This window comes from Lysobacter sp. Root667 (genome assembly GCF_001427715.1).
Taxonomy (GTDB): Bacteria; Pseudomonadota; Gammaproteobacteria; order Xanthomonadales; family Xanthomonadaceae; genus Lysobacter.
This window is the reverse complement of sequence record NZ_LMHF01000011.1, coordinates 1-24,563: the sequence shown is the minus strand read 5'-3', so window position 1 is coordinate 24,563 and position 24,563 is coordinate 1. Positions and strand designations below refer to the sequence as shown.

19 protein-coding genes and 2 pseudogenes are annotated in these 24,563 nt (G+C 69.7%); 11 read left to right on the top strand and 10 right to left on the bottom strand.

Features of this window, described 5'->3' with window-relative positions; all coding sequences use genetic code 11:
• Nucleotides 1-271: 271 nt before the first annotated feature.
• A complete protein-coding gene (gene speE / locus ASD78_RS10300) occupies nucleotides 272-1,135 on the bottom strand; it encodes a polyamine aminopropyltransferase (protein WP_055904978.1) in 864 nt (287 codons plus the stop codon).
• Between the two features lie 177 nt (nucleotides 1,136-1,312).
• On the opposite strand from speE, the gene ASD78_RS10295 reads away from it, so the two are divergent.
• The 4 genes from ASD78_RS10295 to ASD78_RS10280 all read left to right on the top strand — a co-directional run bounded on the left by ASD78_RS10295 (nucleotide 1,313) and on the right by ASD78_RS10280 (nucleotide 6,284).
• Entirely contained in the window at nucleotides 1,313-3,169 is a 1,857-nt protein-coding gene (locus ASD78_RS10295; protein ID WP_056101023.1) for a M48 family metallopeptidase, read from the top strand.
• A gap of 81 nt (nucleotides 3,170-3,250) precedes the next feature.
• On the top strand, nucleotides 3,251-5,140 hold the full coding sequence (speA, locus tag ASD78_RS10290; protein WP_056101019.1) for an arginine decarboxylase: 1,890 nt from the start codon (nucleotides 3,251-3,253) through the stop codon (nucleotides 5,138-5,140).
• Nucleotides 5,141-5,154: 14 nt separating this feature from the next.
• Entirely contained in the window at nucleotides 5,155-5,406 is a 252-nt protein-coding gene (locus tag ASD78_RS10285; protein WP_056101017.1) for a YciI family protein, read from the top strand.
• A gap of 26 nt (nucleotides 5,407-5,432) precedes the next feature.
• Nucleotides 5,433-6,284: an NAD(P)-dependent oxidoreductase gene (locus ASD78_RS10280; RefSeq protein WP_055904965.1), complete on the top strand. Its 852-nt coding sequence runs from the start codon at nucleotides 5,433-5,435 to the stop codon at nucleotides 6,282-6,284.
• Nucleotides 6,285-6,548: 264 nt separating this feature from the next.
• On the opposite strand, the gene ASD78_RS10275 is transcribed toward ASD78_RS10280, so the two are convergent.
• The 4 genes from ASD78_RS10275 to radC all read right to left on the bottom strand — a co-directional run bounded on the left by ASD78_RS10275 (nucleotide 6,549) and on the right by radC (nucleotide 11,026).
• Entirely contained in the window at nucleotides 6,549-6,965 is a 417-nt protein-coding gene (locus tag ASD78_RS10275) for a hypothetical protein (protein ID WP_055904962.1), read from the bottom strand.
• A gap of 653 nt (nucleotides 6,966-7,618) precedes the next feature.
• A complete protein-coding gene (locus ASD78_RS10270; RefSeq protein ID WP_056101014.1) occupies nucleotides 7,619-8,485 on the bottom strand; it encodes an SPOR domain-containing protein in 867 nt (288 codons plus the stop codon).
• Entirely contained in the window at nucleotides 8,486-10,174 is a 1,689-nt protein-coding gene (argS, locus tag ASD78_RS10265; RefSeq protein WP_056101010.1) for an arginine--tRNA ligase, read from the bottom strand.
• 177 nt (nucleotides 10,175-10,351) lie between these two features.
• Nucleotides 10,352-11,026: a DNA repair protein RadC gene (gene radC, locus ASD78_RS10260; protein ID WP_056101007.1), complete on the bottom strand. Its 675-nt coding sequence runs from the start codon at nucleotides 11,024-11,026 to the stop codon at nucleotides 10,352-10,354.
• A 150-nt stretch (nucleotides 11,027-11,176) separates the two neighbouring features.
• On the opposite strand from radC, the pseudogene coaBC reads away from it, so the two are divergent.
• The 3 genes and pseudogenes from coaBC to ASD78_RS10245 all read left to right on the top strand — a co-directional run bounded on the left by coaBC (nucleotide 11,177) and on the right by ASD78_RS10245 (nucleotide 15,183).
• A pseudogene (gene coaBC, locus ASD78_RS10255) lies at nucleotides 11,177-12,396 on the top strand (bifunctional phosphopantothenoylcysteine decarboxylase/phosphopantothenate--cysteine ligase CoaBC).
• On the top strand, nucleotides 12,393-12,851 hold the full coding sequence (dut, locus tag ASD78_RS10250) for a dUTP diphosphatase (protein ID WP_055904948.1): 459 nt from the start codon (nucleotides 12,393-12,395) through the stop codon (nucleotides 12,849-12,851). Before coaBC ends, dut begins: the two are co-directional and overlap by 4 nt.
• A 16-nt stretch (nucleotides 12,852-12,867) precedes the next feature.
• Nucleotides 12,868-15,183 carry a phosphomannomutase/phosphoglucomutase gene (locus ASD78_RS10245; RefSeq protein WP_056101005.1) on the top strand — a complete coding sequence of 772 codons (2,316 nt, stop codon included), beginning with the start codon at nucleotides 12,868-12,870 and terminating at the stop codon, nucleotides 15,181-15,183.
• A 151-nt stretch (nucleotides 15,184-15,334) separates the two neighbouring features.
• Here the strand turns inward: ASD78_RS10245 and ASD78_RS10240 are convergent, their stop codons facing one another.
• The 3 genes from ASD78_RS10240 to ASD78_RS10230 form a co-directional block, all read right to left on the bottom strand.
• A complete protein-coding gene (locus ASD78_RS10240; RefSeq protein WP_082575545.1) occupies nucleotides 15,335-16,006 on the bottom strand; it encodes a hypothetical protein in 672 nt (223 codons plus the stop codon).
• A gap of 148 nt (nucleotides 16,007-16,154) precedes the next feature.
• Complete coding sequence (gene pyrE, locus ASD78_RS10235; RefSeq protein ID WP_056101003.1) at nucleotides 16,155-16,817, bottom strand: orotate phosphoribosyltransferase; 663 nt, start codon at nucleotides 16,815-16,817, stop codon at nucleotides 16,155-16,157.
• The gene (locus ASD78_RS10230; protein WP_055904940.1) at nucleotides 16,814-17,362 is read right to left on the bottom strand and encodes a GNAT family N-acetyltransferase; all 549 of its coding nucleotides are present in this window, start codon (nucleotides 17,360-17,362) and stop codon (nucleotides 16,814-16,816) included. Before ASD78_RS10230 ends, pyrE begins: the two co-directional genes overlap by 4 nt.
• A gap of 69 nt (nucleotides 17,363-17,431) precedes the next feature.
• Here ASD78_RS10230 and ASD78_RS10225 point away from each other — a divergent pair, with 69 nt between their 5' ends.
• The 3 genes and pseudogenes from ASD78_RS10225 to ASD78_RS21795 form a co-directional block, all read left to right on the top strand.
• Entirely contained in the window at nucleotides 17,432-18,205 is a 774-nt protein-coding gene (locus ASD78_RS10225) for an exodeoxyribonuclease III (protein ID WP_056100998.1), read from the top strand.
• On the top strand, nucleotides 18,195-19,814 hold the full coding sequence (locus tag ASD78_RS10220; protein ID WP_200944160.1) for an MFS transporter: 1,620 nt from the start codon (nucleotides 18,195-18,197) through the stop codon (nucleotides 19,812-19,814). The genes ASD78_RS10225 and ASD78_RS10220 overlap by 11 nt, the downstream gene beginning before the upstream one ends.
• Nucleotides 19,815-19,888: 74 nt before the next feature.
• Nucleotides 19,889-20,107 (top strand): annotated as a pseudogene (locus ASD78_RS21795) (hypothetical protein); the annotation flags it as partial.
• A gap of 122 nt (nucleotides 20,108-20,229) precedes the next feature.
• Here the strand turns inward: ASD78_RS21795 and ASD78_RS10210 are convergent.
• A complete protein-coding gene (locus ASD78_RS10210; protein WP_056100994.1) occupies nucleotides 20,230-21,372 on the bottom strand; it encodes an anhydro-N-acetylmuramic acid kinase in 1,143 nt (380 codons plus the stop codon).
• A 20-nt stretch (nucleotides 21,373-21,392) separates the two neighbouring features.
• Nucleotides 21,393-22,829, bottom strand: a complete 1,437-nt coding sequence (locus tag ASD78_RS10205; protein WP_056100991.1) for a peptidoglycan DD-metalloendopeptidase family protein — start codon at nucleotides 22,827-22,829, stop codon at nucleotides 21,393-21,395.
• Nucleotides 22,830-23,025: 196 nt separating this feature from the next.
• Here ASD78_RS10205 and tyrS point away from each other — a divergent pair, with 196 nt between their 5' ends.
• Entirely contained in the window at nucleotides 23,026-24,276 is a 1,251-nt protein-coding gene (gene tyrS / locus ASD78_RS10200; RefSeq protein WP_056100986.1) for a tyrosine--tRNA ligase, read from the top strand.
• Nucleotides 24,277-24,563 lie beyond the last annotated feature (287 nt).

The window sequence follows — 24,563 nt, the reverse complement described above, 5'->3', positions numbered from 1 at the left end:
CCGCTCGTAGTGCCGTGGTGCCGAGCGGGCCGCGCGTTCGCCGCAAGATCTGGCGCAGTTCGAGGGATAGTGCGATGTCGAAGCCACGAAGTGCCTGTACGCGGACCGCGGCAAAGTGGCTCGCGCTCGCGCTATCGAGCGCGTGCGCCGACGATGGCGGCATTCCGCTGAGGGCAGGCGGACCCGAAGCGGCGGCGGCCGCAACGGCCGCCGCGAGGTCGCGTATCGGGCGCGGGGCCAGGCGTTCGCCTAACCTGCGCCCGATACTGGATCAGCCCTCGCCCAGGGCCGCGGCCACGAACGGCGGCAGGGTCTGCGCGCCGCGGTGGATGTCGGCGCTGTAATACAAGGTGTCGAAGCCCTTGCCGCGCGCGTCGGTGTCGCGGAAGCCGAAGCCATCGGACTTGGACTTGCGAGCCAGGGTGCAGCTCCACCAACCGGTCGGGTAGCACGGCTGCGGGAACGGCAGGGTCTGGAAGCCGGCGAAGCCGGCTTTGCCCATCTCGCCGCGCATTTCCTTGATCAGTTCGAGCAGGACCAGCGGCGATTCCGACTGCTGGACCAGGATGCCGTCGTCCTTGAGCGCACGGAAGCAGCTTTCGTAGAAGGCCTTGTTGAACAGGCCTTCGGCCGGGCCGACCGGGTCGGTGGAGTCGACGATGATGATGTCGACGCTGCCCGGCGCGCGGTTGGCCATGTAGGCGATGCCGTCGTCGAACAGCAGCTGGGCGCGCGGGTCGCTGTTGCGTTCGCACAGTTCCGGGAACCACTTCTCGGCCATGCGCGTGACCTGCTCGTCGATGTCGCACTGCACGGCTTCTTCGACGCCGGGGTGCTTGAGCACTTCGCGCAGGGTGCCGCAGTCGCCGCCGCCGATGATGACGACGTTCTTGGGCGCGGCATGGGTGAACAGCGCCGGGTGCGACATCATCTCGTGGTAGAGGAAGTTGTCGCGCGTGGTCAGCATCATCGCGCCGTCGATCAGCATGACGTTGCCCCAGTCGGTGCTCTCGAAGATCTCGATCTTCTGGAACGGCGACTGGACCTCGTCGAGCTTGCGGGTGATGCGGTAGCCGATGGCCGAACCGGCGGGCTCGAAATTCTCGTACTTCCAGGTGCTGTCGGTGCTGCTCATGCGGGTGGTTCCAGAGGGAAGTTGGTCGCGCCTTCCAGGGTAGCGGCCGCGGATGACGGCTGCGATGCGCCGTGACGTGCGGGCGCTGCGATAAGGCGGGGGGCGGCATTGTAACGGACCGCACGTTAGGTGCCCGGCCTGTCCTAAAATGGCCCCAGTCAGGGGGAGGTGGCAGGGATGGCATCGGTCGCACGGTACCGGGGGCTCGTCGAGCGCCTGGAGCAGGAGGCGCAGCGCGCGCCGGGGCGTTACAAGTTCAAACTGGCTTTGTTGGCGGGCCTGGGCTTCGCGGTGCTGGGCGGCACGGTGCTGCTGGCGCTGGGAATGTCGGCGGGGCTGGTGCTGGCGCTGCTGGCGATCAGTCCGATCCTGCTGGTGAAGCTGATCAAGGTCGTCTGGATACCCGTCGCGTTCGGCTGGTTCGTGATCAAGGCGATCTGGGTGAAGTTCGAACCGCCGACCGGCCACGTGCTGGCGCCGGACGAGGCCCCGGAGCTGCGCGCCGAGATCGAGCGTCTGCGCGCCCAGACCCAGGCGCCGCCGTTGCACGACATCATCATCGATCCACAGCTCAACGCCGGCGCGGCCAGCGTGCCGCGCGCGCTGGGCCTGCTCGGGCACACCCATTACCTGGTGATCGGCCTGCCGCTGATGCAGTTGCTCAGCCGCGAGCAGTTCGCGGCGGTGATCGCGCACGAGTTCGGTCATTTCGGCGGCGGCCACGGGCGTTTTTCCGGCTGGATCTACCGGGTCCGGGTGAGCTGGTACCGGTTCCTGGAGGAGCTGGCGATGCGGCGTTCGTGGACGACCGCGCTGTTCCGGCGCTTCTTCGATTGGTACGCGCCGTACTTCGACGCCTACAGCTTCGTGCTGGCGCGCGCGCAGGAGTACGACGCCGACGCCACCGCCGCGCGCGTGACCGGTGCGCCGGCCATGGCGCAGGCGCTGCAGCGGGTCGGCCTGGGCAGCGCGCGCTTGCAGCGGGATTTCTGGCCCGACGTCGAGCGCAGCGTGCAGACCCGGCCGCAGCCGCCGCAGCAGCTGTTCCGCGATATGGCCGGCAGCTTCGCCGCCGCCAGCCACGACGAGCCGGTGCGCCTGCAGGAACTGCTGGACGAGGCGCCCGGCCTGGACGACACCCATCCCACCCTGGCCCAGCGCCTGCAGGCCCTGGGGCAGGCGCCGGTGGCGGTGCCCGCGCCGGTGCGTTCGGCCGCCGAGGATCTGCTCGGCCCGCTGCTGGACAGCTTGCAGGAGCGTTTCAGCCAGGAATGGCGCGAGCACGTCGCCGAGAACTGGCGCGAGCGCCATGATCGCCACACTCAGGATGTCGAGCGCCTGGCCGAGCTGGAGACGCGCGCCGACGCGCTCGCCGACACCGAACTGGGCGAGTACGCGCGTCTGGTCGAGGTGCTGCGCCCGGACGCCGACGCGGCCCCGCTGTACCGTGCGGCCGTGGCCGCGCGGCCCGACGACGCCCTTGCCCAGGCCCGCCTGGGCGCGCTGCTGCTGGATCGCCAGGACGCCGAAGGCGTGGCCTACCTGGAGCGCGCGATCGAGCTCGACGAAAACCTGCTGGAACAGGCACTGCAGCTGCTCGCGCAGTTCTACCGCCAGGCCGACGACGAGGCCGGCTTCGGCGCGACGATCTCGCGCCTGCGCGCCCTGCACCAGCGCCGCGACGTCGCCATGCAGGCGCGCGAGCGAGTCGACGCCAAGAAGGACCGCTACCTCGAACACGGCCTCGACGCCGAGGCGCTGCGCGTCGCGGCGGACGGCTTGCAGCGCGCCGGCCACGTCAAGCAGGCCTGGATCGCGCGCAAGCACATCGACGGCGACGACACCGGGGTGCCGCATTACGTGGTGGTGGTGACCCTGCGCGGGATGGCCTGGACCGAGGACGGCATGCTGCAGAAGGTGGTCGACGCGCTCGAGCTGCCCGGCAGCTTCGTCGCCGTGCACGCCTCCAGCCAGCGCAAGCTGGCCAAGCGGATCAAGGCGGTGGCCGGGGCGCCGGTCTACGGGCCGGCCTGACGCCGTTCAGGCGATGTCGACGGCTTGAGCGAACGGGGACGGTAGAATGCGCGTCCCCTCCGTATCCGTGGTGTCACGCCGATGTCCGACTGGTCGCTCGATCAGGCCCGCAAGACCTACTCGATTCCGCATTGGTCCGAAGGCTACTTCGACGTCGATACGGCCGGGCGGATCGCGGTGCGGCCGCACGGCGAGCGCGGGCCGGCGATTCCGCTGCCCGAAGTGGTCGACGCCGCGCGCGCCAACGGCGCCAAGCTGCCGGTGCTGGTGCGCTTCCCGGACATCCTCGGCGACCGCCTGGGCAAGCTCCAGGCCGCGTTCGCCCAGGCCCAGGCCGAGTGGGACTACGCCGGCGGCTACACCGCGGTCTACCCGATCAAGGTCAACCAGCATCAGGGCGTGGCCGGCACCCTGGCCTCGCACCACGGCGAGGGCTTCGGCCTGGAAGCGGGCAGCAAGCCCGAACTGATGGCGGTGCTGGCCCTGAGCCGGCCCGGCGGCCTGATCGTCTGCAACGGCTACAAGGACCGCGAGTACATCCGCCTGGCCCTGATCGGCCGCAAGCTCGGGCTGGAGACCTACATCGTGGTCGAAAAGCCGTCCGAGCTGGCGCTGGTGATCGAAGAGGCGCAGGCCCTGGGCGTACAGCCCGGCCTGGGCGTGCGCATGCGCCTGGCCTCGCTGGGCGCCGGCAAGTGGCAGAACAGCGGCGGCGACAAAGCCAAGTTCGGGCTGTCGCCGCGCCAGGTCCTGGACCTGTGGAAGAAGCTGCGCGACGCCGGCATGACCGACTGCCTGCAGCTGCTGCACTTCCACATGGGTTCGCAGATCTCCAACGTGCGCGACATCGCCAACGGCATGCGCGAGGCCACGCGTTACTTCGTCGAACTGTCCAAGCTCGGCGCCAAGGTGCGCTACATGGACGTCGGCGGCGGCCTGGGTATCGATTATGAAGGCACGCGTTCGCGCGGCTACTGCTCGATCAACTACGGCCTCGGCCAGTACGCCAACAGCATCGTCCAGCCGCTGGCCGAAGCCTGCGCCGAGCACGGCCTGACCCCGCCGCGCGTGGTCACCGAATGCGGCCGCGCGATGACCGCGCACCACGCGGTGCTGGTCGCCAACGTGTCGGAAGTCGAGGAAGCGCCGGAAGGCCGCATCCCCGATGAGCACGACGACGAGCCGGCGGTGGTGCGCCACCTGCGCGAGATCCACGGCGAACTCGACCAGCGCCCGGCGGTGGAGCTGTTCCACGAGGCCCAGCACCACCACAGCGAGGGCCTGTCCTCGTACGCGCTGGGCCAGATCGACCTGACCCATCGCGCGCGCATCGACGACCTGTTCTACGCCATCGCCCATGCGGTGCGTCAGCGTCTGAACTACGACGAGAAGAGCCATCGCGAACTGCTGGACGAGCTCAACGACCGTCTGGTCGACAAGTACTTCGTCAATTTCAGCGTGTTCGAGTCGATCCCGGACGTGTGGGCGATCGACCAGGTGTTCCCGATCGTGCCGATCGAGCGCCTGGACGAGGCGCCGCAGCGTCGCGGCATCCTCGCCGACATGACCTGCGACTCCGACGGCACGGTCAAGACCTACGTCGAGAACGAGGGGCTGGACAGCTCGATGCCGCTGCACCGCCTGAAGCACGGCGAAAGCTATCGGCTGGCGTTCTTCCTGGTCGGCGCGTACCAGGAGATCCTGGGCGACATCCACAACCTGTTCGGCGACACCGATGCGATCGAAGTGCGCGTCGACGGCGACGGCTACCGGATCGTGCAGCAGCGCCGCGGCGACACCACCGATGTGATGCTGGACTACGTCGGCTACCGATTGGCCGACCTGCGCCAGGCCTACCGCGACAAGGTCGCCGCCGCGCGCTTGCCGGACGAGGAATCCGATCGCCTGAACGCGGACCTGGAAGCCGGCCTGACCGGTTACACCTATCTCAGCGACGCGCCGCTGGCGTGAGCGGGAGTTCGGGCATGAAGCAGTACCTGGTGCTGGCGATGCGCGAGCCGGCGTTCGATGCGGCTGTGATCGAGCCGCATAGGGAGTTCGTTGCCGCGCTGCGCGCGCAGGGCCGCCTGGAACGCTCGGGCGCGTTTTCCGACAAGAGCGGCGGCGCCTACGTGCTGCTGGCGCCTGACCTGGCCGCGGCGACGGCGCTCGCCCACACCGATCCTCTGCACCTGGCCGGCGCGTCGCGGCTCACGATTTACGAATGGCTGGTCTGAACACCCCTACGGGACGGAAGGTTGAAATGAAAGTCGGATTCATAGGCCTGGGCGCGATGGGCGCGCCGATGGCGCGCTACGTGCACAGCAAGGGGCTGCTGACCGCGGTCGGCAACCGCACTCAGGCCAAGGCCGACGCGATGGCGGCGGAGCTGGACGTGCGTGCGGCGCGCTCGGCGGCCAACTTCGCCGACTGCGACGTGGTGACGCTGTGCGTGTCGCTGGACGCGGACGTGCTGGAGAACGTCGCCGCGTTGGCGGAAGTGCTCAAGGCCGGTGCGGTGGTGGTCGACCATTCCACGGTCGCGGTCGAGACCGCGCGCCGCTGCGCGGCGATGCTGGCCACGCACAACATCGGTTTCCTCGATGCGCCGGTGTCCGGCGGCGTCGAAGGCGCACGCAACGGCAAGCTGTCGGTGATGGTCGGCGGCGATGCCGCGGTGCTGGAGCGTGCGCGCCCGGCGATCGAAGCCTACGCCGCGCGCATCAGCCACATGGGCGACACCGGCGCCGGCCAGGCGACCAAGGCGGTCAACCAGGTGCTGGTCGCGGGCATCAACGAAGCGGTCTGCGAAGGTTTGGCGCTGGGCGAGAAGCTCGGCCTGGACCCGCAGCGCCTGCTGCCGACGCTGATGGCCGGCGCGGCCAACAACTGGTTCCTCGACAAGCGCGGCGCGACCATGCTGCGCGACGAGTTCGCGCCGGGCTTCAAGTGCGCGCACATGCTCAAGGACCTGCGCATCGTCCAGGCGATCGCACGCGATGCCGGCATCCGCACCGCGACCATCGACCAGGCCATCGCCGACTACGCCGAGCTGATCGAGCGCGGCATGGGCGAATCCGACACCTCGGCGCTGATTGCGCTCAAGCGCGGCTGATTCGGCTGCGCGCGCGCCGCGCCTGGCAGTCTGTGGGAGCGGCGTAAGCCGCGATGTTCTTGCAGGAACGCAGCGGGCCGTGACGGGCGTTCGCGCTGGAATCGCGCGAACGCTGCCCTGCTTTCTATGGGAGCGGCGTGAGCCGCGATGCTTTTAGGCGGGATGAGGAAGAGCCGCGGCTTGCGTCGAATGTCGAGCGGCGCGATCGCGGCTCACGCCGCTCCCACAGAAAGCGAAAGGAAGGCGCCGACACGGCGCCTCCCCTCAGGAGGCGGCCGTCTTGTTGCGGCGGTTGGCCAGGGTTTCGCCGAGGGTCGCGCCCAACCAGGCCGCGAACAAGGTCAACACGATCGCCGCGCCGTTGTACTTGAGCATTGCCGGCAGCGAGGCCATCGGCGGCGGACTGTCGGGGGCGATCATCGCCACCAGCACGGTCAGGATCGCCAACCACACGATCAACACCATCAGCACCGCGATCGCGCGGAACTTGCGTCGCGCTATCGCGCCGCCGACCGCCATCGCCAGCAGCACCATCAGTACATCGCCGATCGGCACCCGGCCCAGCGGCGAAGAAAGGATCTGACTGCCGCCGCCGTCGCTGCCGGCCAGCTGCGCGGCCATGCCGCCCAGCAACAGTACGGACAGTGCGGCGATGCAGCCCAGTAGTACGCGTTTGTCCATGCTTCACCCTGCTGCGAACCGGGCGAGTCTACCGCGGCGACGCGTATCGCCAAGCGCCGGCGGCGCGGGCTGTGACCGCGCTCGCGCTTGCGCCGCGGCGGTGTGTGGGAGCAGGGAGGAGGCTGAGCCCGCGCTCGGAATGGACTTGAGTGCCCGTGGCGCTTTCCCTTCTCCCTCTCGCGGGAGAAGGGGGCGCGGAGGGCCGGATGAGGGCGTGGCGAGGTGATAGCACCGCAATCGCTGCGACGGCACTCACCCCAACCCCTCTCCCGCAAGCGGGAGAGGGGCTCAAGACGTGCGTGCTTTGGTCTTCGGTGCCTGCCCAGGCGCGGACGCTATTCCCTTCTCCCGCTCGCGGGAGAAGGTGGCCCGCAGGGCCGGATGAGGGGCGAGGCGAGGTGGTAGCACCGCAAGCTCAGCGGCTGCCCTCACCCCAACCCCTCTCCCGCAGGCGGGAGAGGGGCTCAAGACGTGCGTGCTTTGGTCTTCGGTGCCCGCCCAGGCGCGGATGCTTTCCCTTCTCCCGCTCGCGGGAGAAGGTGGCCCGGCAGGGCCGGATGAGGGGCGGGGCGAGGTGGTAGCACCTCAAGCCCGGCGGCTGCCCTCATCCCAACCCCTCTCCCGCAGGCGGGAGAGGGGTTCAGAAGGTGCGCTTACTTGACCTTGATCGCCAGCCCCGGCAGGCCGCCGCTGGCGAGCTTGCGCTTGGCTTCGGCGAGGTCGCTGGCGGTGCCGTAGGGGCCCATGCGCACGCGGTAGACGGTCTTGCCGCTGATCTGCGCCGGCTCGACCCGGGCGCCCAGGCCCAGCAGGGCGATCTTGGCCTTCATTTCCTCGGCCTGGCCGGAAGCCTGGAACGCGCCAGCTTGAAGCAGGTAACGGGTGCCGTCGTCGATCGCGACCGGCTTCGGCGCGGTGTTGGCGGCGACGTTGGCCGTGGCCGGCGTAGTCGTGCCGGCGTTGTTGGCCGTGACCGTCGCCGGCGTCGTGGCGACGGGCGTGCTGGGGCCGGCGTCGACCGGCTTGGGCAGCGCGGTGCCTGCGTTGTTGGCGGCGGTCGCGTCGGCGGGCGCGGTCGTCGTCTGGACGGCGCCGTTCTGGGCGGCGGCGGCCTGCGCCGCCTGCTGTTTCTGCTGCTGCGCCAGACGCTGGGCTTCGGCGCGCTCGGTCGCGGCCAGTTCGGCGTCCGTCAGCGGCACTTCCTTGCCCGGCAGCAGGTCGTAGAACGCGTAGGCGGTGGCCTGCTTGTCCGGGTCGGCGGCGGGCTTGGGCTTGCTGGGGCCGTCGTCGTTGTCGGGAGCGACGGTCTCGTCCTCGGCCACCGCGACCGGCGCCGGCTGGGCGTCGGGGTTGGGCTTGGGACGGAAGAAGCCGTCGCCGTCGGACTTGAGCAGCTTCGGCGCCGACAGGATCAGCACCACGCCCAGCAGGACGCCCATGACGCCCCAGGCCCAGCCCGGCAGGCCGCCGCCGTTGCCCTGGTTGCGCTTCGCTTGCGATTTGCCACGTCGTGCTGCCACTTACATCACCTCGGGGGCGCTGACGCCCAGCAGGTCCAGACCGTTCGCCAGCACCTGGCGCGTCGCCGTCGCCAGGGTCAGACGCGCGTTGCGCACGGCCGCGTCGTCGACCAGGAACTGGTGGTCGTTGTAATACGTCTGGAAGGTCTGCGCCAACTCCAGCAGATAGACCGCGATCTGGTGCGGTTCGAGGTCGCGGCCGGCGGCGGCGACCACGTCCGGATAGCGCAGCAAGGTGACCACGAGTTCGCGCGCGGCCTCGTCGTCGAGGTCCAGCGGTTGCGCCAGGCCCTGTTCGAGGTCGAACGACAGGCCGCGCTCCTTGAGCTGGCGCATCAGGCCGCACATGCGCGCGTGCGAAACCTGCACGTAGTAGACCGGGTTGTCCATCGACTGCGAACGCGCCAGATCGATGTCGAAGGTCAGTTGCGAGTCGGGCTTGCGCGCGATCAGGAACCAGCGCACGGCGTCGCTTCCCGCTTCTTCGATCAGATCGCGCAGGGTCAGGTAACTGCCGGCGCGCTTGGACAGCTTCACTTCCTCGCCGCCGCGCATCACCGTGACCATCTGGTGCAGCACGTACTCCGGCCAGCCCTGCGGAATGCCGGCGTCGAGCGCCTGCAGGCCCGCGCGCACGCGCGCGAGCGAGCCGTGGTGATCGGCGCCCAGTTCAGTGATCGCGCGCTCGTAGCCGCGCTGCCATTTGCTCAAGTGATAGGCGACGTCCGGCACGAAGTAGGTGTAGGTGCCGTCGGACTTGCGCATCACGCGGTCCTTGTCGTCGCCGAAGTCGGTGCTGCGCAGCCACAGCGCGCCACCTTCCTCGTAGGTATGGCCGTGCGCGATCAGTTCGCGCACGGTCTCCTCGACCTTGTCGTCGGCGTACAGCGAGCTTTCCAGGAAGTACACGTCGAAGTCGACGCCGTAGGCGGCGAGGTCGCCGTTCTGCTCGCGGCGCAGGTAGGCCACGGCGAAGCGGCGGATCGCATCGAGGTCTTCGATGTCGCCGGCGCCGACCACGATATGGCCGTCGACCTCGACCGAGGCGCCTTCGAGGTAGGCGCGGGCGACGTCGGCGATGTAGTCGCCACGGTAGCCGTCTTCCGGCCAGCCTTCATCGCCGGGGGCGATGCCGCGCGCGCGCGCCTGGGTCGAGATCGCCAGGTTGTTGATCTGCACGCCGGCGTCGTTGTAGTAGAACTCGCGCGCCACGTTCCAGCCGTTGGCGGCGAGCACGCGCGCGATGCAGTCGCCGATCACCGCGGCGCGGCCGTGGCCGACATGGAGCGGACCGGTCGGGTTGGCCGAGACGTATTCGACGCCGGCGCGGTGGCCCTTGCCGCTGTCGTTGCGGCCGTAGCCGGCGCCGGCGGCGAGCGCGTCGCGCAGCAGGCGGCGCCAGGCCGACTCGTCGACATGGAAGTTGATGAAGCCGGGGCCGGCGATCTCGACGCGCGCGATGTCGTCGTTGGCCGGCAGGGCCTCGACCAGCTTCTGCGCGATCTCGCGCGGATTGGCGCGCGCCGGTTTCGCCAGCAGCATCGCGGCGTTGGTCGAGAAGTCGCCCTGGGCATGGGTCTTGGGGCGTTCGATCACGAAATCGGGCGTCGCCAGCTCGGCCGGCAGAGTGCCGGCGGCGCGCAACGCATCGATGGCCTGCGCGACCAGCGCGCGGAGATGGGTTTTCACGGGGATTCTGCGGGGTGCTGCGGATCGGCCATTGTACGCGAGGGCGGCCCCGCAGGCGGGCGGCGGACGCCGCCGCGACGCCTCGCCCGTAGCGTCGCGACGAGGTCCGCCCCGGGTCGGAGCGGCGCGACGCCTCGAAGCCGCGGGCATGCGCCGCCGACCCCGGACCTGCCGACCTCAGACCATGCCGCGCGCCGCCATCGATACCGGCGGGCCGTCGGCGATCACGAAGTGGTCCAGCAGACGGGTATCGACCAGGTTCAGGGCATTCCGCAGGCGCAGGGTCACGGCGCGGTCGGCGGCGCTGGGCTCGGGATTGCCGCTGGGGTGGTTGTGGCCGACGATCACCGCGGCGGCGTTGTGCATCAGCGCACGCCGGACTACTTCGCGCGGGTGCACTTCGGCACCATCGATGGTGCCGCGGAACAGCTCCTCGAACGCGATCGCGCGGTGGCTGGTGTCCAGGAACAGGGCCGCGAACACCTCGTGCGGCCGCCCGCGCAGGCGCTGGGCGAAATAGCGCCCGGCGGCGCCGGGATCGGTCAGGACCTCGCCGCGCTCGAGCTGGGCCGACAGGTGCCGGCTGGCCAGTTCCAAAGCGGCGGCCAGGATGCAGGCGCGGGCCGGGCCCAGGCTGGGCAGGCGCAGCAACTGGGCCGGGCTGCATTCGAGCAGGGCGCGCAGCGGGCCGTGCGCGTTCAGCAAGTTGCGCGCGGTGGCGACCGCATCGTGCCCGCGCAGGCCGGAGCCCAGGAAGATCGCCAGCAACTCGGCGTCTGAGAGGGCGCCGGCGCCGCGCGCCAGGAGTTTTTCGCGGGGCCGTTCCGCGCTGGGCCATTCTTGGATACGCATGGCCGCAGCTTGACGCCGCGTACGGGGCGCGGCGATCGGGCGTTGCGGGTGCATCGGGTAAGCTAGGGCCTCGTTCCGGCGTAGGAATTCCCTTACGGGCAGCCTGCGAACGCCGGAGCCGCACCGCCGCACCTGGACCCGAAGCCGAACATGGCACTAGACGCGCCACCCTCCCTGCAAGGCCAGCACCTGCTGCTTTGCGTCTGCGGCGGCATCGCCGCCTACAAGGCCGCCGAGCTGGTGCGCCGCCTGCGCGATGCCGGCGCCGACGTGCGCGTGGCCATGACCGAGAACGCGACCCGCTTCGTCGGCACCGCGACCTTCCAGGCCCTGTCCGGCCAGCCGGTGCGGACTTCGCTCTGGGATGCCGAGGCCGAAGCCTCGATGGGCCACATCGAACTGGCGCGCTGGGCACAACGGGTGCTGATCGCGCCGGCCACCGCCGACATGATCGCCAAGCTCGCGCACGGTTTCGCCGACGACCTGATCACGACCCTGTGCCTGGCCACCGAGGCTCCGCTGACCATCGCGCCGGCGATGAACCACCGCATGTGGGCGCATCCGGCCACCCAGGCCAACGTCGCCACGCTGCGCGCGCGCGGGGTGCGCTTGCTGGGGCCGATGGACGGGCCGATGGCCGAACCCGAATCCGGCCCCGGGCGGCTGATGGAACCCAACGACATCGTCGCCGCGCTGGCCCAGGTCGCGCCATGAGCGTGGCCAGCCTGCAGGGCCTGCGCCTGCTGATCAGCGCCGGGCCGACCTACGAGGACATCGATCCGGTGCGTTTCATCGGCAACCGCAGCAGCGGCAAGATGGGGTTCGCGATCGCCGAAGCCGCCGCCCGGCGCGGTGCGCAAGTGCGGCTGGTCGCCGGCCCGGTGTCGCTGCCGACCCCGGCCGGAGTCGTTCGCACGGATGTGCGCTCGGCCGCGCAGATGCGCGAGGCGGTGCTGGCGGGGCTGCCGGCCGACGCCTACATCGGCGCCGCCGCGGTCGCCGATTACACTCCGGTCCAGGTTGCGCCGGGCAAGATCAAGAAGAACGAAGCGCGCTTCGCCCTGGAACTGGTGCGCACGCCCGACATCCTGGCCGAGGTCGCCGTGCATGCCGCGCGCCCGCGCCTGGTGGTCGGCTTCGCCGCGGAAACCAACGACGTCGAACGCTACGCGCGCGACAAGCTGGAGAAGAAGAAGCTCGACCTGATCGCCGCCAACCGCGTCGGCGTGCCCGGCAGCGGCTTCGAGAGCGACGACAACGCCCTGACCGTGTACTGGGCCGGCGGTGAGCGCGCGCTCGGGCCCGCGCCCAAGACCCGGCTCGCCGACGAGCTGCTCGACCTGATCGCCGAACGCCTGCGCAACGCATGAACCACACTCTCGAACTGAAAATCCTCGACCCGCGCTTCGGCGACGAATGGCCGCTGCCGCAGTACGCGACCGCCGCCAGCGCCGGCCTCGACCTGCGCGCAGCGCTCGACCAGTCGCTGGTCCTGCACCCGGGCGACACCGCGCTGGTGCCGTCGGGGCTGGCGATCCACCTCGGCGACCCCACGCTGTGCGCGGTGATCCTGCCGCGATCGGGCCTGGGTCACAAAAACGGCATCGTGCTCGGCAACGGCACCGGCCTGATCGACGCTGACTATCAGGGCCCCTTGCTGATCAGCGTGTGGAATCGCGGACGCGAGGCTTTTACGATGCAGCCGGGGGATCGCATCGCGCAGCTGGTCGTACTGCCGATCGTACGGGCTACGCTGCAGGTGGTCGAAGAATTCGAATCCAGCGCGCGCGGGGCCGGCGGCTTCGGCCACACCGGCGTGCGCTGATCAAAGGAACGGAACGATGGTGGATCTGAAGATCGAGCGGCCGCAGCTGTCGGCCGAGCAACTCAAACCGCTACGACCGGTTGCGATCGCCTTGTGCGTGCTGTTGGCGGCATGGTTCGCCTGGAGCGGCTGGCAACAGCATCGCGACAATGCGCGCCGCACCAGCATCGAGCGCGCGCGCGACGCCGCTGTCGAGGCCGCCAAGACCGGCCTGGCCGGCGAACTCAAGCGCCTCGACGAACGCCTGGCTTCGGCGCCGGTGCAGACCGCGCTGGGCGCGGGCGATCTGGCCGCGGCGGCACGCGAACTCGGTAAGGACTGGCCCGGCGCCAGCGACGCGGCGGTCCTGAGCAGCGACCTGGCCGCCGAATACGCCGCCCTGCCCAAGGGCGGTTACGGCCGCCTCGCCGCGATGGAAGCGGCGATCGCCAACGACAAGCCGGTGGCCTGGATCGCCCGCGACGGCGCCCAGCCCTCGCTGGCCTTGGCCGCGCCGGCGCGCGCCGGCCAGCAGACGGTGGGCGTGGCCTTCCTGCGCCTGCCGCTGCAGCGCGTGAGCCAGGGCATCGAGGGCGCCTCGGTGTCCGGCGATACCTATCTGGCGCTGCGCCAGGGCGGCTACAGCGTGGTCGAACGCGGCGACGCCGCGCTCGCCGACGGCGCCGAAGCGCTCGCGGCCAAGATTCCCGACAGCGATCTGCGCATCGCCGCCGCCATCCCCGACGTCGCCGGCGGCCCGCTGGGCCTGGGCGCGGTCGGCTGCTTCGGCGCCGCCGGCATCCTGGCGCTGCTGGGCCTGCTGGCCTGGCGCGCGCCCAAGATGCGGCGCGGCGCGGCGGTCGTGGTGGAAGAGGAAGGCCCCGACCAGACCCTGACCGAGGCGATGGAGCAGCAGCCGGTACCGCCGCCGATCGAGCTGCCGATCGACGTCAAGGCGCCGCTGCCGGTCAAGGCGGTCGCGATCGACCGCAGCATCTTCCGCGCTTACGACATCCGCGGCGTGGTCGGTAAGACCCTCGACACCGGCGTCGCCGAGCTGATCGGCCATGCCATCGGTTCGCTGATGCACGACCAGGGCCTGAGCGACATCGTCGTCGGCCGCGACGGCCGCCTGTCCGGTCCGGCCATGGTCGAAGGCCTGATCGCCGGCCTGCGCAAGGCCGGGCGCAACGTCATCGACATCGGCATGGCGCCGACGCCGGTGATCTACTTCGGCGCCTACCACCTGCGTGCCGGGTCCTGCGTCTCGGTCACCGGCAGCCACAATCCGCCCGACTACAACGGCTTCAAGATCGTGATCGGCGGCGAGACCCTGTCCGGCGACGCCATCACCGACCTCTACGCCCGCATCGCCGACGACCGCCTGCACCTGGGCGACCTGGGCTCGCTGTCGGAGCGCGAGATCGGCGAGGACTACGTCCAGCGCATCGCGTCCGACGTCCAGATCGACCGCCCGCTCAAGGTCGTGGTCGACGCCGGCAACGGCGTCGCCGGCGACATCGGCCCGCGCGTGCTGAGCGCGATCGGCGCCGAAGTCACGCCGCTGTACTGCGACATCGACGGCCACTTCCCCAATCACCATCCGGACCCGAGCGAGCCGCACAACCTCGCCGACCTGATCAAGATGGTGCAGCGACTGGACGCCGACCTGGGCGTGGCCTTCGACGGCGACGGCGACCGCCTGGGCGTGGTGACCCGCGACGGCCAGAACATCTTCCCCGACCGCCTGCTGATGCTGTTCGCCGCCGACGTGCTCGAACGCAACCCCGGCGCGATGATCATCTACGACGTGAAGTGCGCCGGCCGTCTGCCCGGCCACATCCTGCGCCATGGCGGCAGCCCGCTGATGTGGAAGACCGGCCACTCGCTGATCAAGGCCAAGATGCGCGAGACCGACGCCGAACTGGCCGGCGAGATGAGCGGCCACTTCTTCTTCAAGGAGCGCTGGTACGGCTTCGACGACGGCATCTATGCCGCCGCGCGCCTGCTCGAAATCCTCGCCGCCCGCCCGCAGAACGCCAGCGAAACCCTGAACGCGCTGCCCGACGGCGTGTCCACGGCCGAGATCAAGGTCGAAGCGCCGGACGGCGACCCGCATGCCTTCGTCGAGCGCTTCCTCAAGCAGGCCCAGTTCGAGGGCGCGCGCCTGTCGACCATCGACGGCCTGCGCGTGGATTACGCCGACGGCTGGGGCCTGGTGCGCGCGTCCAACACCACGCCGATCCTGGTGCTGCGCTTCGACGCCGACTCGCGCGAATCGCTGGGCCGCATCCAGGCCGCGTTCCGCAGCCAGCTGCTGGCGGTGGACCCGACGCTCAACCTGCCCTTCTGATCGTGGGGCCGGCCGCGCCGGCACCGCTAAAAACGCAAACGCCCGGCCTAGGCCGGGCGTTTTGCTTTCGGCGCCGAGGAATCCGCGGGCGCCTTCGGTCGGTCGACTTACTCAAGCCGCATCCGCATCCGCTCACGCGATGCGGGCCGCATCAACCGCCCGCGCGCGCCGCCTCGGCGGCCTTCATCGTGGTGTAGCGCTGCAGCGCCGCGGTCAGGTCTTCGTCGATGGTGGCGCGTTCGGCTTTCTGCTGGGCCAGGATGCTCTGCTGGCGCAACAGTTCGGCGTGCTGGTTGCGGATGTTGTCGGACAGGCTGCCGCGCACCGGCTTGCCGTTGAGTTCTTCTTCGCCGGCCTTGCGCAGCAGGCTGAGCAGGCTCTGGCGGCGGCCCTGGACGCCCAGCTGCGAGGCCTTCACGGTTTCGTCCATCACCGCGATGCGTTCCTGGAACGCGCGCCGCAGATCGGCCTCGGTGGCGTAGGACTGGGCCATGGCGATGTCGCGACGGACTTTGGCTTCTTCGGCCATGGCGGCGATGCGCACGACTTCGGCCTGGGCGGCGGCGGCGGCGCGCTCCTCGGCGGTCAGCGCGCGGGCGACCTGGGCGGTGGCCAGGCCGCTCTTGGCGCTGAACTCGGTGCGCGCGCTGTCGACCGCGCTGGCCGGCAGGGCGTCGCCGCAGACCTTGCGGCCGTTCTCGTTCCAGCAGTAGAGCTTCTTCTTCGGGGCGTCCTGCGCGACCGCGGCGGTCGCGGCCAGGGCCAGCAGCACGGCGCCCGTCAGCAGGGTCCGGGTCTTAAACGTCTGGGGCTTCGGGTTCATGTCGGCTCCCTGCCATCGCGATGCATGGGTCATGGGACAGAACTGACGCAAGAGTCGGGCCATACAAGCACCTCGCGCGTGCAACCGCCGTCACGATTCCATCCACGCGCCCGGCTGAGCCGATCTGCCGGACGCGCGGCGGCAGGATTCAAGCCTCGGCGCGGCTGCCGTAGCGCTCCCGGTAGTCGAGCAGGCGCTCGCGCTGGGCGCCGAACTCGGCGCTTTCGCCGGTGAAGGCGAGCAGGTCGGCGAGGCTGGCGACGGCGATCACCGGCAGGCCTTGTTCGATTGCGACAGTTTCTGCCGCCGAGCGTCGCGATGTGGCCGGGTCGACGGCTTCCTGACGGTCCAGCGCGATCACGATGCCGGCCGCGCTACCGCCGGCATCGGCGATGATCGCCAGCGCTTCGCGGATCGCGGTGCCGGCGGTGATCACGTCGTCGACGATCAGCACGCGGCGGCCGGCCAGCGGCGCGCCGATCAGGCTGCCGCCCTCGCCGTGGGTCTTGGCTTCCTTGCGGTTGAACGCCAGCGGCAGGTCGCGGCCGCGGCGCGCGTACTCGCAGGCCAGCGCGGTCGCCAACGGAATGCCCTTGTAGGCCGGCCCGAACAGCAGATCGAAGCCCAGGCCGTGGGCGTCGATGGCGTCGGCGTAGCAGCCGGCCAGTTCGGCCAGCGCGGCGCCGGTGTCGAAGCGGCCGGCGTTGAAGAAATACGGGCTGCTGCGGCCGGACTTGAGGGTGAACTCGCCGAAGCGCAAGGCGTCGGCGCGCAGGGCGAGCTGGAGGAAGCGGGTGCGGTGGTCGGTCATGGGGGCGTGCTGGGGGCGGTTGATCGATCGGTGGCGGGCGGCTGCAGTCGGCGCAGCATCAGGTGCTGCGGGCCGGCGGCGCCGCCCAGGAACAGTTCGCCGGTGTCGACGAAACCGGAGCGCCGATAGGCGGCGATCGCGGCGAGATTGCGGCAGTTGACCGTCAATGCCAGCAGCCGAAGCTGCGGGTGGCGCCGGCGCAGGTCGTCGCAACAGGCGTCCATGGCCTGGGCGCCGTAGCCGCGGCCCTGGCGCTCGCGGTCGATCACCACCGCGCGCAGGCCCACGCTGAGCTCATCGAAGGCGCGGCCGCCGACCGCCTCGGGATGGAAGTCGAGCCGGTAGAAACCGATCACCTGGTCGCCGGCCAACACCGCCATCGCCTCGCTGGACGGATCGCGGCGGGTGTCGTCGAGGTTGAACGCGGTCTCGCCGACGAACTGCAGCTGCTCGGGCGCGACCCGCAGCGCGCGCACCGCGTCGGCGAGCGCGTCGTCGACGGGGACGACGCGGACGGTCGCGGTCGCGGCGGGGACTACTGACATGCCCGGCATGATAGGCCACCGGCGCCCGGGCCATTGCTATGATCGGCCGCATTACGCTCCGGAGTGCGCATGCGCATCATCAGCTTCAATGCCAACGGCCTGCGTTCGGCGGCCACCAAGGGCTTCTTCGACTGGTTCCGCACCCAGAACGCCGACGTGCTGTGCATCCAGGAAACCAAGGCCCAGGAACACCAGCTCACCGGCCCGGCGTTTCTGCCCGAGGGCTACCGCGCCTACTTCCGCGACGCGATCACCAAGAAGGGCTACAGCGGCGTCGCGATCTACAGCAAGCGCGAACCGGACGAGGTCCGCACCGCGATGGGTTGGGCGCCGTTCGACGACGAAGGCCGCTACATCGAGGCACGTTTCGGCAATCTCAGCGTCGTTTCGTTCTACATCCCGTCCGGTTCCTCGGGCGAGCTGCGCCAGGGTTTCAAGTTCGAGGTCATGGACTGGCTCAAGCCCAAGCTGGACGAGTGGCTGCGCAGCGGCCGCGAGTACGTGCTGTGCGGCGACTGGAACATCGTGCGTAGCCGCCTGGACATCAAGAACTGGACCAGCAACCAGAAGAATTCCGGCTGCCTGCCGCCCGAGCGCGAGTGGTTGAACGGCCTGTGCGACGGCGACGAGTGCTGGGTCGATGCCTACCGCGCGCTCAATACCGAAGGCCAGGACTACACCTGGTGGAGCAACCGCGGCGGCTCGCGCGGCAACGACGTGGGTTGGCGCATCGACTACCAGCTGGTGACCCCGGGCCTGCGCGATCGCCTGCGCGGCTGGGCGATCCAGAAGGAACCGCGTTTCTCCGACCACGCCCCGTTCATCGTCGACTATGAGCTCTGACGCCGCCGCGGCGAAGCCGCGCCCGGGCTGGCGGCAGGTGCTCAAGAGCCTGCGCGAGCCCAAGGTGCTGGCGATGCTGCTGCTGGGCTTCAGCTCGGGCATCCCGATCTACCTGGTCGGCAACACGCTCGGCTTCTGGATGCGCGAGAACGCGATCGAGCTGTCGACGATCGGCTTCCTGTCCTGGGTCGGGCTGGCGTACTCGCTGAAATTCCTGTGGGCGCCGCTGGTCGACAAGGCCTATGCGCCGCTGTTCGGGCGCTGGCTCGGGCGCCGCCGCGGCTGGATGCTGCTGTCGCAGATCGTCGCCAGCGCCGCGCTGCTGGGCATGGCCCTGGTCGAACCGCACAAGGGCGAGCTGGTGCTGGGCGGGGTGGCGCTGAACCACCTGCTGGTATTCGGCGCGCTGGCGTTGGTGGTCGCGTTCGCCTCGGCGACCCAGGACATCGTGATCGACGCCTGGCGCATCGAAAGCGCCGACAGCAACGAGCAGCAGGGCCTGCTGACCGCGAGCGGCGCGCTGGGCTACCGCAGCGCGCTGCTGGTCACCGATTCGCTGATCCTGATCATGGCCGCGCGCGTGGGCTGGGCGGTGTCCTACGAGGTCATGGCGCTGCTGCTGGGCGTGGGCATGGCGGCGGTGTTTCTGGCGCGCGAGGCGCGCGTGGCGGCGGCCGAACCGGTGATCGAGATCGTCGATGCGGCCGACGAAAAGCTCGGCGTGTCCGACGCGATGGTGGTGCGCTGGCTCGCGGCCCTGGCGATCGGCGTGCTCGCGGTGGCCTACCAGGTCGCCAAGCACAATTTCTGGGACGCCGACTGGAGCTACCTCGACGCCGTGTTCGCCGGGGGCGTGGCGCTGGTGCTGTGGCTGCTGATGCGCCGACCCCAGAGCGGCCAGCCGGTGCCCGAGGCGACCTGGTCGCGGCCGCTGGTGCGGCCGCTGCTGCGCTTCTTCGACGCGGTGCTCGGCCCGCTGCTGATGTTCCTGCGCACCCACGGCCAATGGGCGCTGCTGATGCTGCTGGCGATCAGCCTGTACCGGCTGCCCGACTTCGTGCTCGGGCCGATGGCCAACCCGTTCTACGCCGACCTGGGGGTGGGCAAGGAGACCGTGGGCGCGGTGCGCGGCTCGATCGGTACCATCGCGACCATCGTCGGCATCGCCGCGGCCGGCCTGAGCGCGATCCGCTTCGGCTTCGTCCCGACCCTGCTGGTGGGCGCGGTGCTGGGCCCGGGCTCCAACCTGGCCTTCGCTTACCTGGCCCTGCACGGCGGCGACCCGACCGTGTTCGCGATCGTCATGGCGATCGACAACTTCAGCAACGGCTACGCCGGCGTGGCCCTGGTCGGCTACATGTCCAGCCTGACCAGCGTGGGCTATACCGCCACCCAGTACGCCCTGCTGAGTTCGTTCTATGCCATGCCCGGCAAGTTCCTCAAGGGCTTGTCGGGGGTCGCGGTGGAGCACCTGGAAACCGGCCGCACCTTGCTGGAGGCGTATTCGCTGTTCTTCATCGGCACCGCCTTGATCGGCATTCCGGCGCTGTTGCTATGCCTGCTGCTGGTGATGCGGCGTCCGGTGGCGGCGCCGGCCACCGTCGCCTGAACGCCCGCGACCGCGCTCACGATTCACCGACGTTCATGCACAAAACCCACGGTTTGCTGAGGTAAAGTGCGGCGATGACCGATATTGTCCTGCACGACATCGACCCGGTGCTGGCCGAACGCATCCGCCGGGTCGCCGAGGCCCGCAACTGGTCCCCGGACGAAGCGCTGATGCACCTGCTGGAGCACGGCCTGTTCGCCTGCGAGACCGAAATGGCCGCACGCTTCAGCGATACCGATGCCAGTGCCCTGAAGGCCGCGATCATGGCCCTGGAAAGCGTGCCCAGCGATCCGGGCTATTCCCTGATCGGGCGCGCGCCGCGTCCGGTCGACGAGGGCGAGTGGGGCCATGCGGGCGTGAGCCAGATCGACGCCGACCTGCAAAAACTGATCGACGAAGTGCCTTCCGGTAAGAATCAGGCCGGATAAACCACGCCGAGCACGCGCGGACCGCGCGCGCCGGTCACGCTGGGCAGGTTGCCGGGCAAGCCGGCCAGGGTCTGCCGCGCCAGCCAGGCGAAGGCCATGGCTTCGACGAAATCCGGATCCAGGCCGTAGGCCGCGGTGGACTCCAATACGACGTCCGGCAATTGCGCGGCGATCGCCCCCAGCAGCTGCGCATTGCGCACGCCGCCGCCGCAGGCCAGCACCCGGCGCGTGCCGGGCTGCTGCGCGCGCAGGGCGTCGGCGATGGTGATCGCGCTCAGCTCCAGCAGGGTCGCCTGCACGTCCTCGACGCGCTCGTCGCCGCTCAGGCGCGAGCGCACCCAGTCGAGGTGGAAGTGCTCGCGGCCGGTGCTCTTGGGCGGCGGCAGCGCGAACCAGGGCTCGTCGAGCAGGCGCGCCAGCAGCTCCGGATCGGACTCGCCCTGTGCAGCGAACTCGCCGTCGGCATCGTAGGCGCCGCCGCGGTGCAGCAGGTGCCAGGCGTCCATCAGGCAGTTGGCCGGGCCGGTGTCGAAGCCGCGCACCGCGCCGCTGGTCGGCAGCAGGGTGTAGTTGGCGATCCCGCCCAGGTTCAGCACCGCGCGGTCCTCGTCGGCCGCGTGCAGCTGGGCGGCGTGGAAGGCAGGCACCAGCGGCGCGCCGTGACCGCCGGCGGCGACGTCGCGGCGGCGGAAGTCGGCGACCGTGGCGATGCCGCAGCGCTCGGCGATGCGGTGACCGTCGCCAAGCTGCCAGGTGAAGGGATGGCGGCCGTCGTAGAACGCGCCCTCGGGGCGGTGGCGCACGGTCTGGCCGTGGGAGCCGATCGCATTGACGTCGGCGGCGCCGGCCCCGGCTTCGTCCAGCAAGGCCAGCGCGGCCTCGGCGAAGGCGTCGGCGATCTGCACGTCGAGCGTGCCCAGTTCTTCCAGCGACTGCGCGTCGCCGCCCTGGCCCAGCGCGACCAGGCGCGCGCGCAGCGCGTCCTGCCACGGGTAGGTGCGGCCCAGGACCAGTTCGCAATGCTGCGCGGAGTCGAAACGCACCAGCGCGGCGTCGATGCCGTCTGCGCTGGTGCCGGAAATCAGGCCGACGAACAGCCCCGCGGCGGGGGCCTGCGTGTTTGCGGGCACTTCAGGCCTCAGGTCAGGCCTCAGGCCTTGGTCTTCTTCTTGGTGGCCAGCGCGCGCGACATCGGGTTCGGGGTCGGCGTGGCGTCGGCGTAGATGATGTTCTCGACCTGACGGATGCGCGCCAGCGCGACACCGGTCTGCGAGCGGAACTGCGCCAGCGCCGCACCGCTCAGCGGCTCCGGCGGCGGCATGGTGATCGACAGCGGATTGCGGTGCACGCCGTTGACCCGGAATTCGTAATGCAGGTGCGGGCCGGTCGACATGCCGGTGCTGCCGACGTAGCCGATCACCGTGCCCTGGGCGATGCGCTGGCCCGGACGGATCTTGCCGATCCGCGACATGTGCCCGTACAGCGTGGTGTAGCCGCGGCCGTGGTCCAGGACCACCGCGTTGCCGTAGCCGCCCATCCAGCCGGCCGTCTGCACCCGCGCGTCGCCGGCGGCCATGATCGGGGTGCCGCTGCCGGCCGCGTAGTCCACGCCCTTGTGCATGCGCATGCGGCCCAGCACCGGGTGGCGGCGTGCGCCGAAGCCCGAGCTCAGGCGCGCGTACGGGATCGGCATGCGGATGAAGCTCTTCTTCAGCGGACGGCCGTCGCCGGTGAAGTACTCGGATTTGCCGTTGCGCTCGAAACGGAAGCCGGTGTGCAGCTTGCCGTCGCTGGTGAAGGTCGCCGCCAGCACCGGGCCGGTGCTGACCAGCTCGCCTTCGCGCCAGGTCTGCTCGACCACCACGCTGAAGCGGTCGTTGGCGCCGACGTCTTCGTTGAAGTCGATGTCGTACTTGAAGATGTCGTCGGTCAGCGTGCGGATGTTGTTGGGGCTCAGGCCGACCTTGCGCGCCGAGCGGAACAACGAAGAACCGACCTTGCCGCTGAGCACCACGGTGCGGGTTTCGCTCGGGCGCGCGATCACCTTCTGGTAGATCTTGCCGCCGTCCAGGCTCAGTTCGATCTGATGGCTGTCGTCGCGGTCGTAGCGGAAGCTGCGCAGCGTGCCGTTGACCGGCATGTCGAAGGCCAGTTCGGTGCCCGGCTTCATCCGGGTCAGCGCCTGCTTGGCGCCCGGCTGCTCGAGGATCTGCTGCATGGTCGCGGTCGGGATGTCCAATTGCTTGAACACCGAGCCCAGGGTCTGGCCGCGGTCGACCCGCACCAGCTGCCAGCTGTCGCCGGTCTGGCCCTTGGCGCGCGCCAGCGGAAGCGGCGGCAGCGCCAAGGCCAGCGACTGGCGCGCGGCGTGCAGCGGCTTGGCGTTGCCCGGGCTGAAGCCCGGCACGATCGCCAGCACCAGCATGCCCATGGTCGCGAACAGGCTGGCCTGCACCCATTGGCGGCGCGACCAGCGGCCGGTGAATCCATCGGAAAGATGACGTGCCAGCACCGGTCGGTGCAGAGCGGCCTCACGCAGTGCCTTCAGGCGTTCGCGCCGGTCCGAACCGGAATCGGGTGCGGTCATCGATGGAATCCCCTGCAAAAGGTGTGAAGGCTGCGTAGCGGCGTTACCATAGACATGCGAGCAACGTGCGTCAAACCCTTGACCTGAATAGGGTTTTTGTCCGCAGGTCATTGCGGTAAGTTTTAACTCCCTGTTAACTCCATTCATAGACCGCGGTCGCAATTCGGCGTCCGCGTCCGCCACGCGAGCCCTCCCTTTGTCCGCTTCCAGCCCCGCCTCCGTCCAAGACGCCCTAGACCTGATCCGCCGCGGCACCGACGAGATCCTCAAGCTCGACGAGCTCGAGGCCCGTCTCAAGCTCGGCCGCCCCCTGCGGATCAAGGCCGGCTTCGACCCGACCGCCCCCGACCTGCACCTGGGCCATACCGTCCTGCTCAACAAGATGCGGCAGTTCCAGGACCTGGGGCATCAGGTGATCTTCCTGATCGGCGACTTCACCGGAATGATCGGCGACCCGACCGGCAAGAACGTCACCCGCAAGCCGCTGACCCGCGAGGACGTGCTGGCCAACGCCCAGACCTACTCCGACCAGGTGTTCAAGGTCCTGGACCGCGACAAGACCGAGGTCCGCTTCAACTCCGAGTGGTTCGGCAGGATGAGCGCGGCCGACATGATCAAGCTGGCCGGCCAGCACACGGTCGCGCGCATGCTCGAACGCGACGATTTCGCCAAGCGCTACGCCGCCCAGCAGTCGATCGCGATCCACGAATTCCTGTATCCCCTGGTGCAGGGCTACGACTCGGTCGCGCTGGAGTGCGACGTCGAGCTCGGCGGCACCGATCAGAAGTTCAATCTGCTGATGGGCCGCGGCCTGCAGGAGCACCACGGCCAGCCGGCCCAGGTCGTGTTGACCATGCCCCTGCTGGAAGGCCTTGACGGCGTGGCCAAGATGTCCAAATCGCTGGGCAACTACATCGGCATCAACGAACCGGCGATCGATATCGTCCAGAAGACCATGCGCATCGACAACGCCCTGATGTGGCGCTGGATCGAACTGCTCAGCTTCGACATCGGTCCGGCCGACGCGCGCGCGCTGCGGGCGGAGTACGACGCGATGGAGGGCGACGACCGCCAGGGCGCGTTCGCGACCGGCATCAAGCTGCGCCTGGCCGAAGAGCTCGCCGCGCGTTTCGACGGCAGCGACGCGGCCCGGCGCGCCGTACTGGCGTGGCAGAACATCAATGCCTCGCGCGGCGCCGGCGTCGATCGGGACCTGCTGGAAGCGCGGGAAATAGCTGTTTCCGTCGAAGGGCTGCGCATCGCCGCCCTGCTTACCGCGGCCGGACTCACGCCCAGCAACTCCGAGGCGAACCGCAAGCTCAAGGAGCGCGCCGTGCGCGTCGACAACGAGTTGATCGAAGACCCGCAGCGCTCCTTCATCGCCGGTTTCGACGGCCTGCTCGCGGTGGGCAAGCGCGTCGTGCGCGTGCGTTTGCTCGCCGGCTGACGCTTGCGCAAAAGATTTCGCGAAAAACTTTAAGGAAATCGCGAAAACGCTCTTCCCAAATCCGTTGTGCATGTGCACAATGCGCGCCCCGCTGAGACGCTTTACTGATCGACGCGGGGCGCAGCGAAAGCGGTGACGAAATCGGTTGACGAATTCGAAGCCTGCTGTAAGATGCGCGGCCCACTAGACGGGACGGCCGAACGGCCTGAACGGAAGTCGGGAAGCGGTAAGAAAAAAGGTTTCGCAGGGTGTTGACGGTCGCGAAATCTGCTGTAAGATGCGCGGCT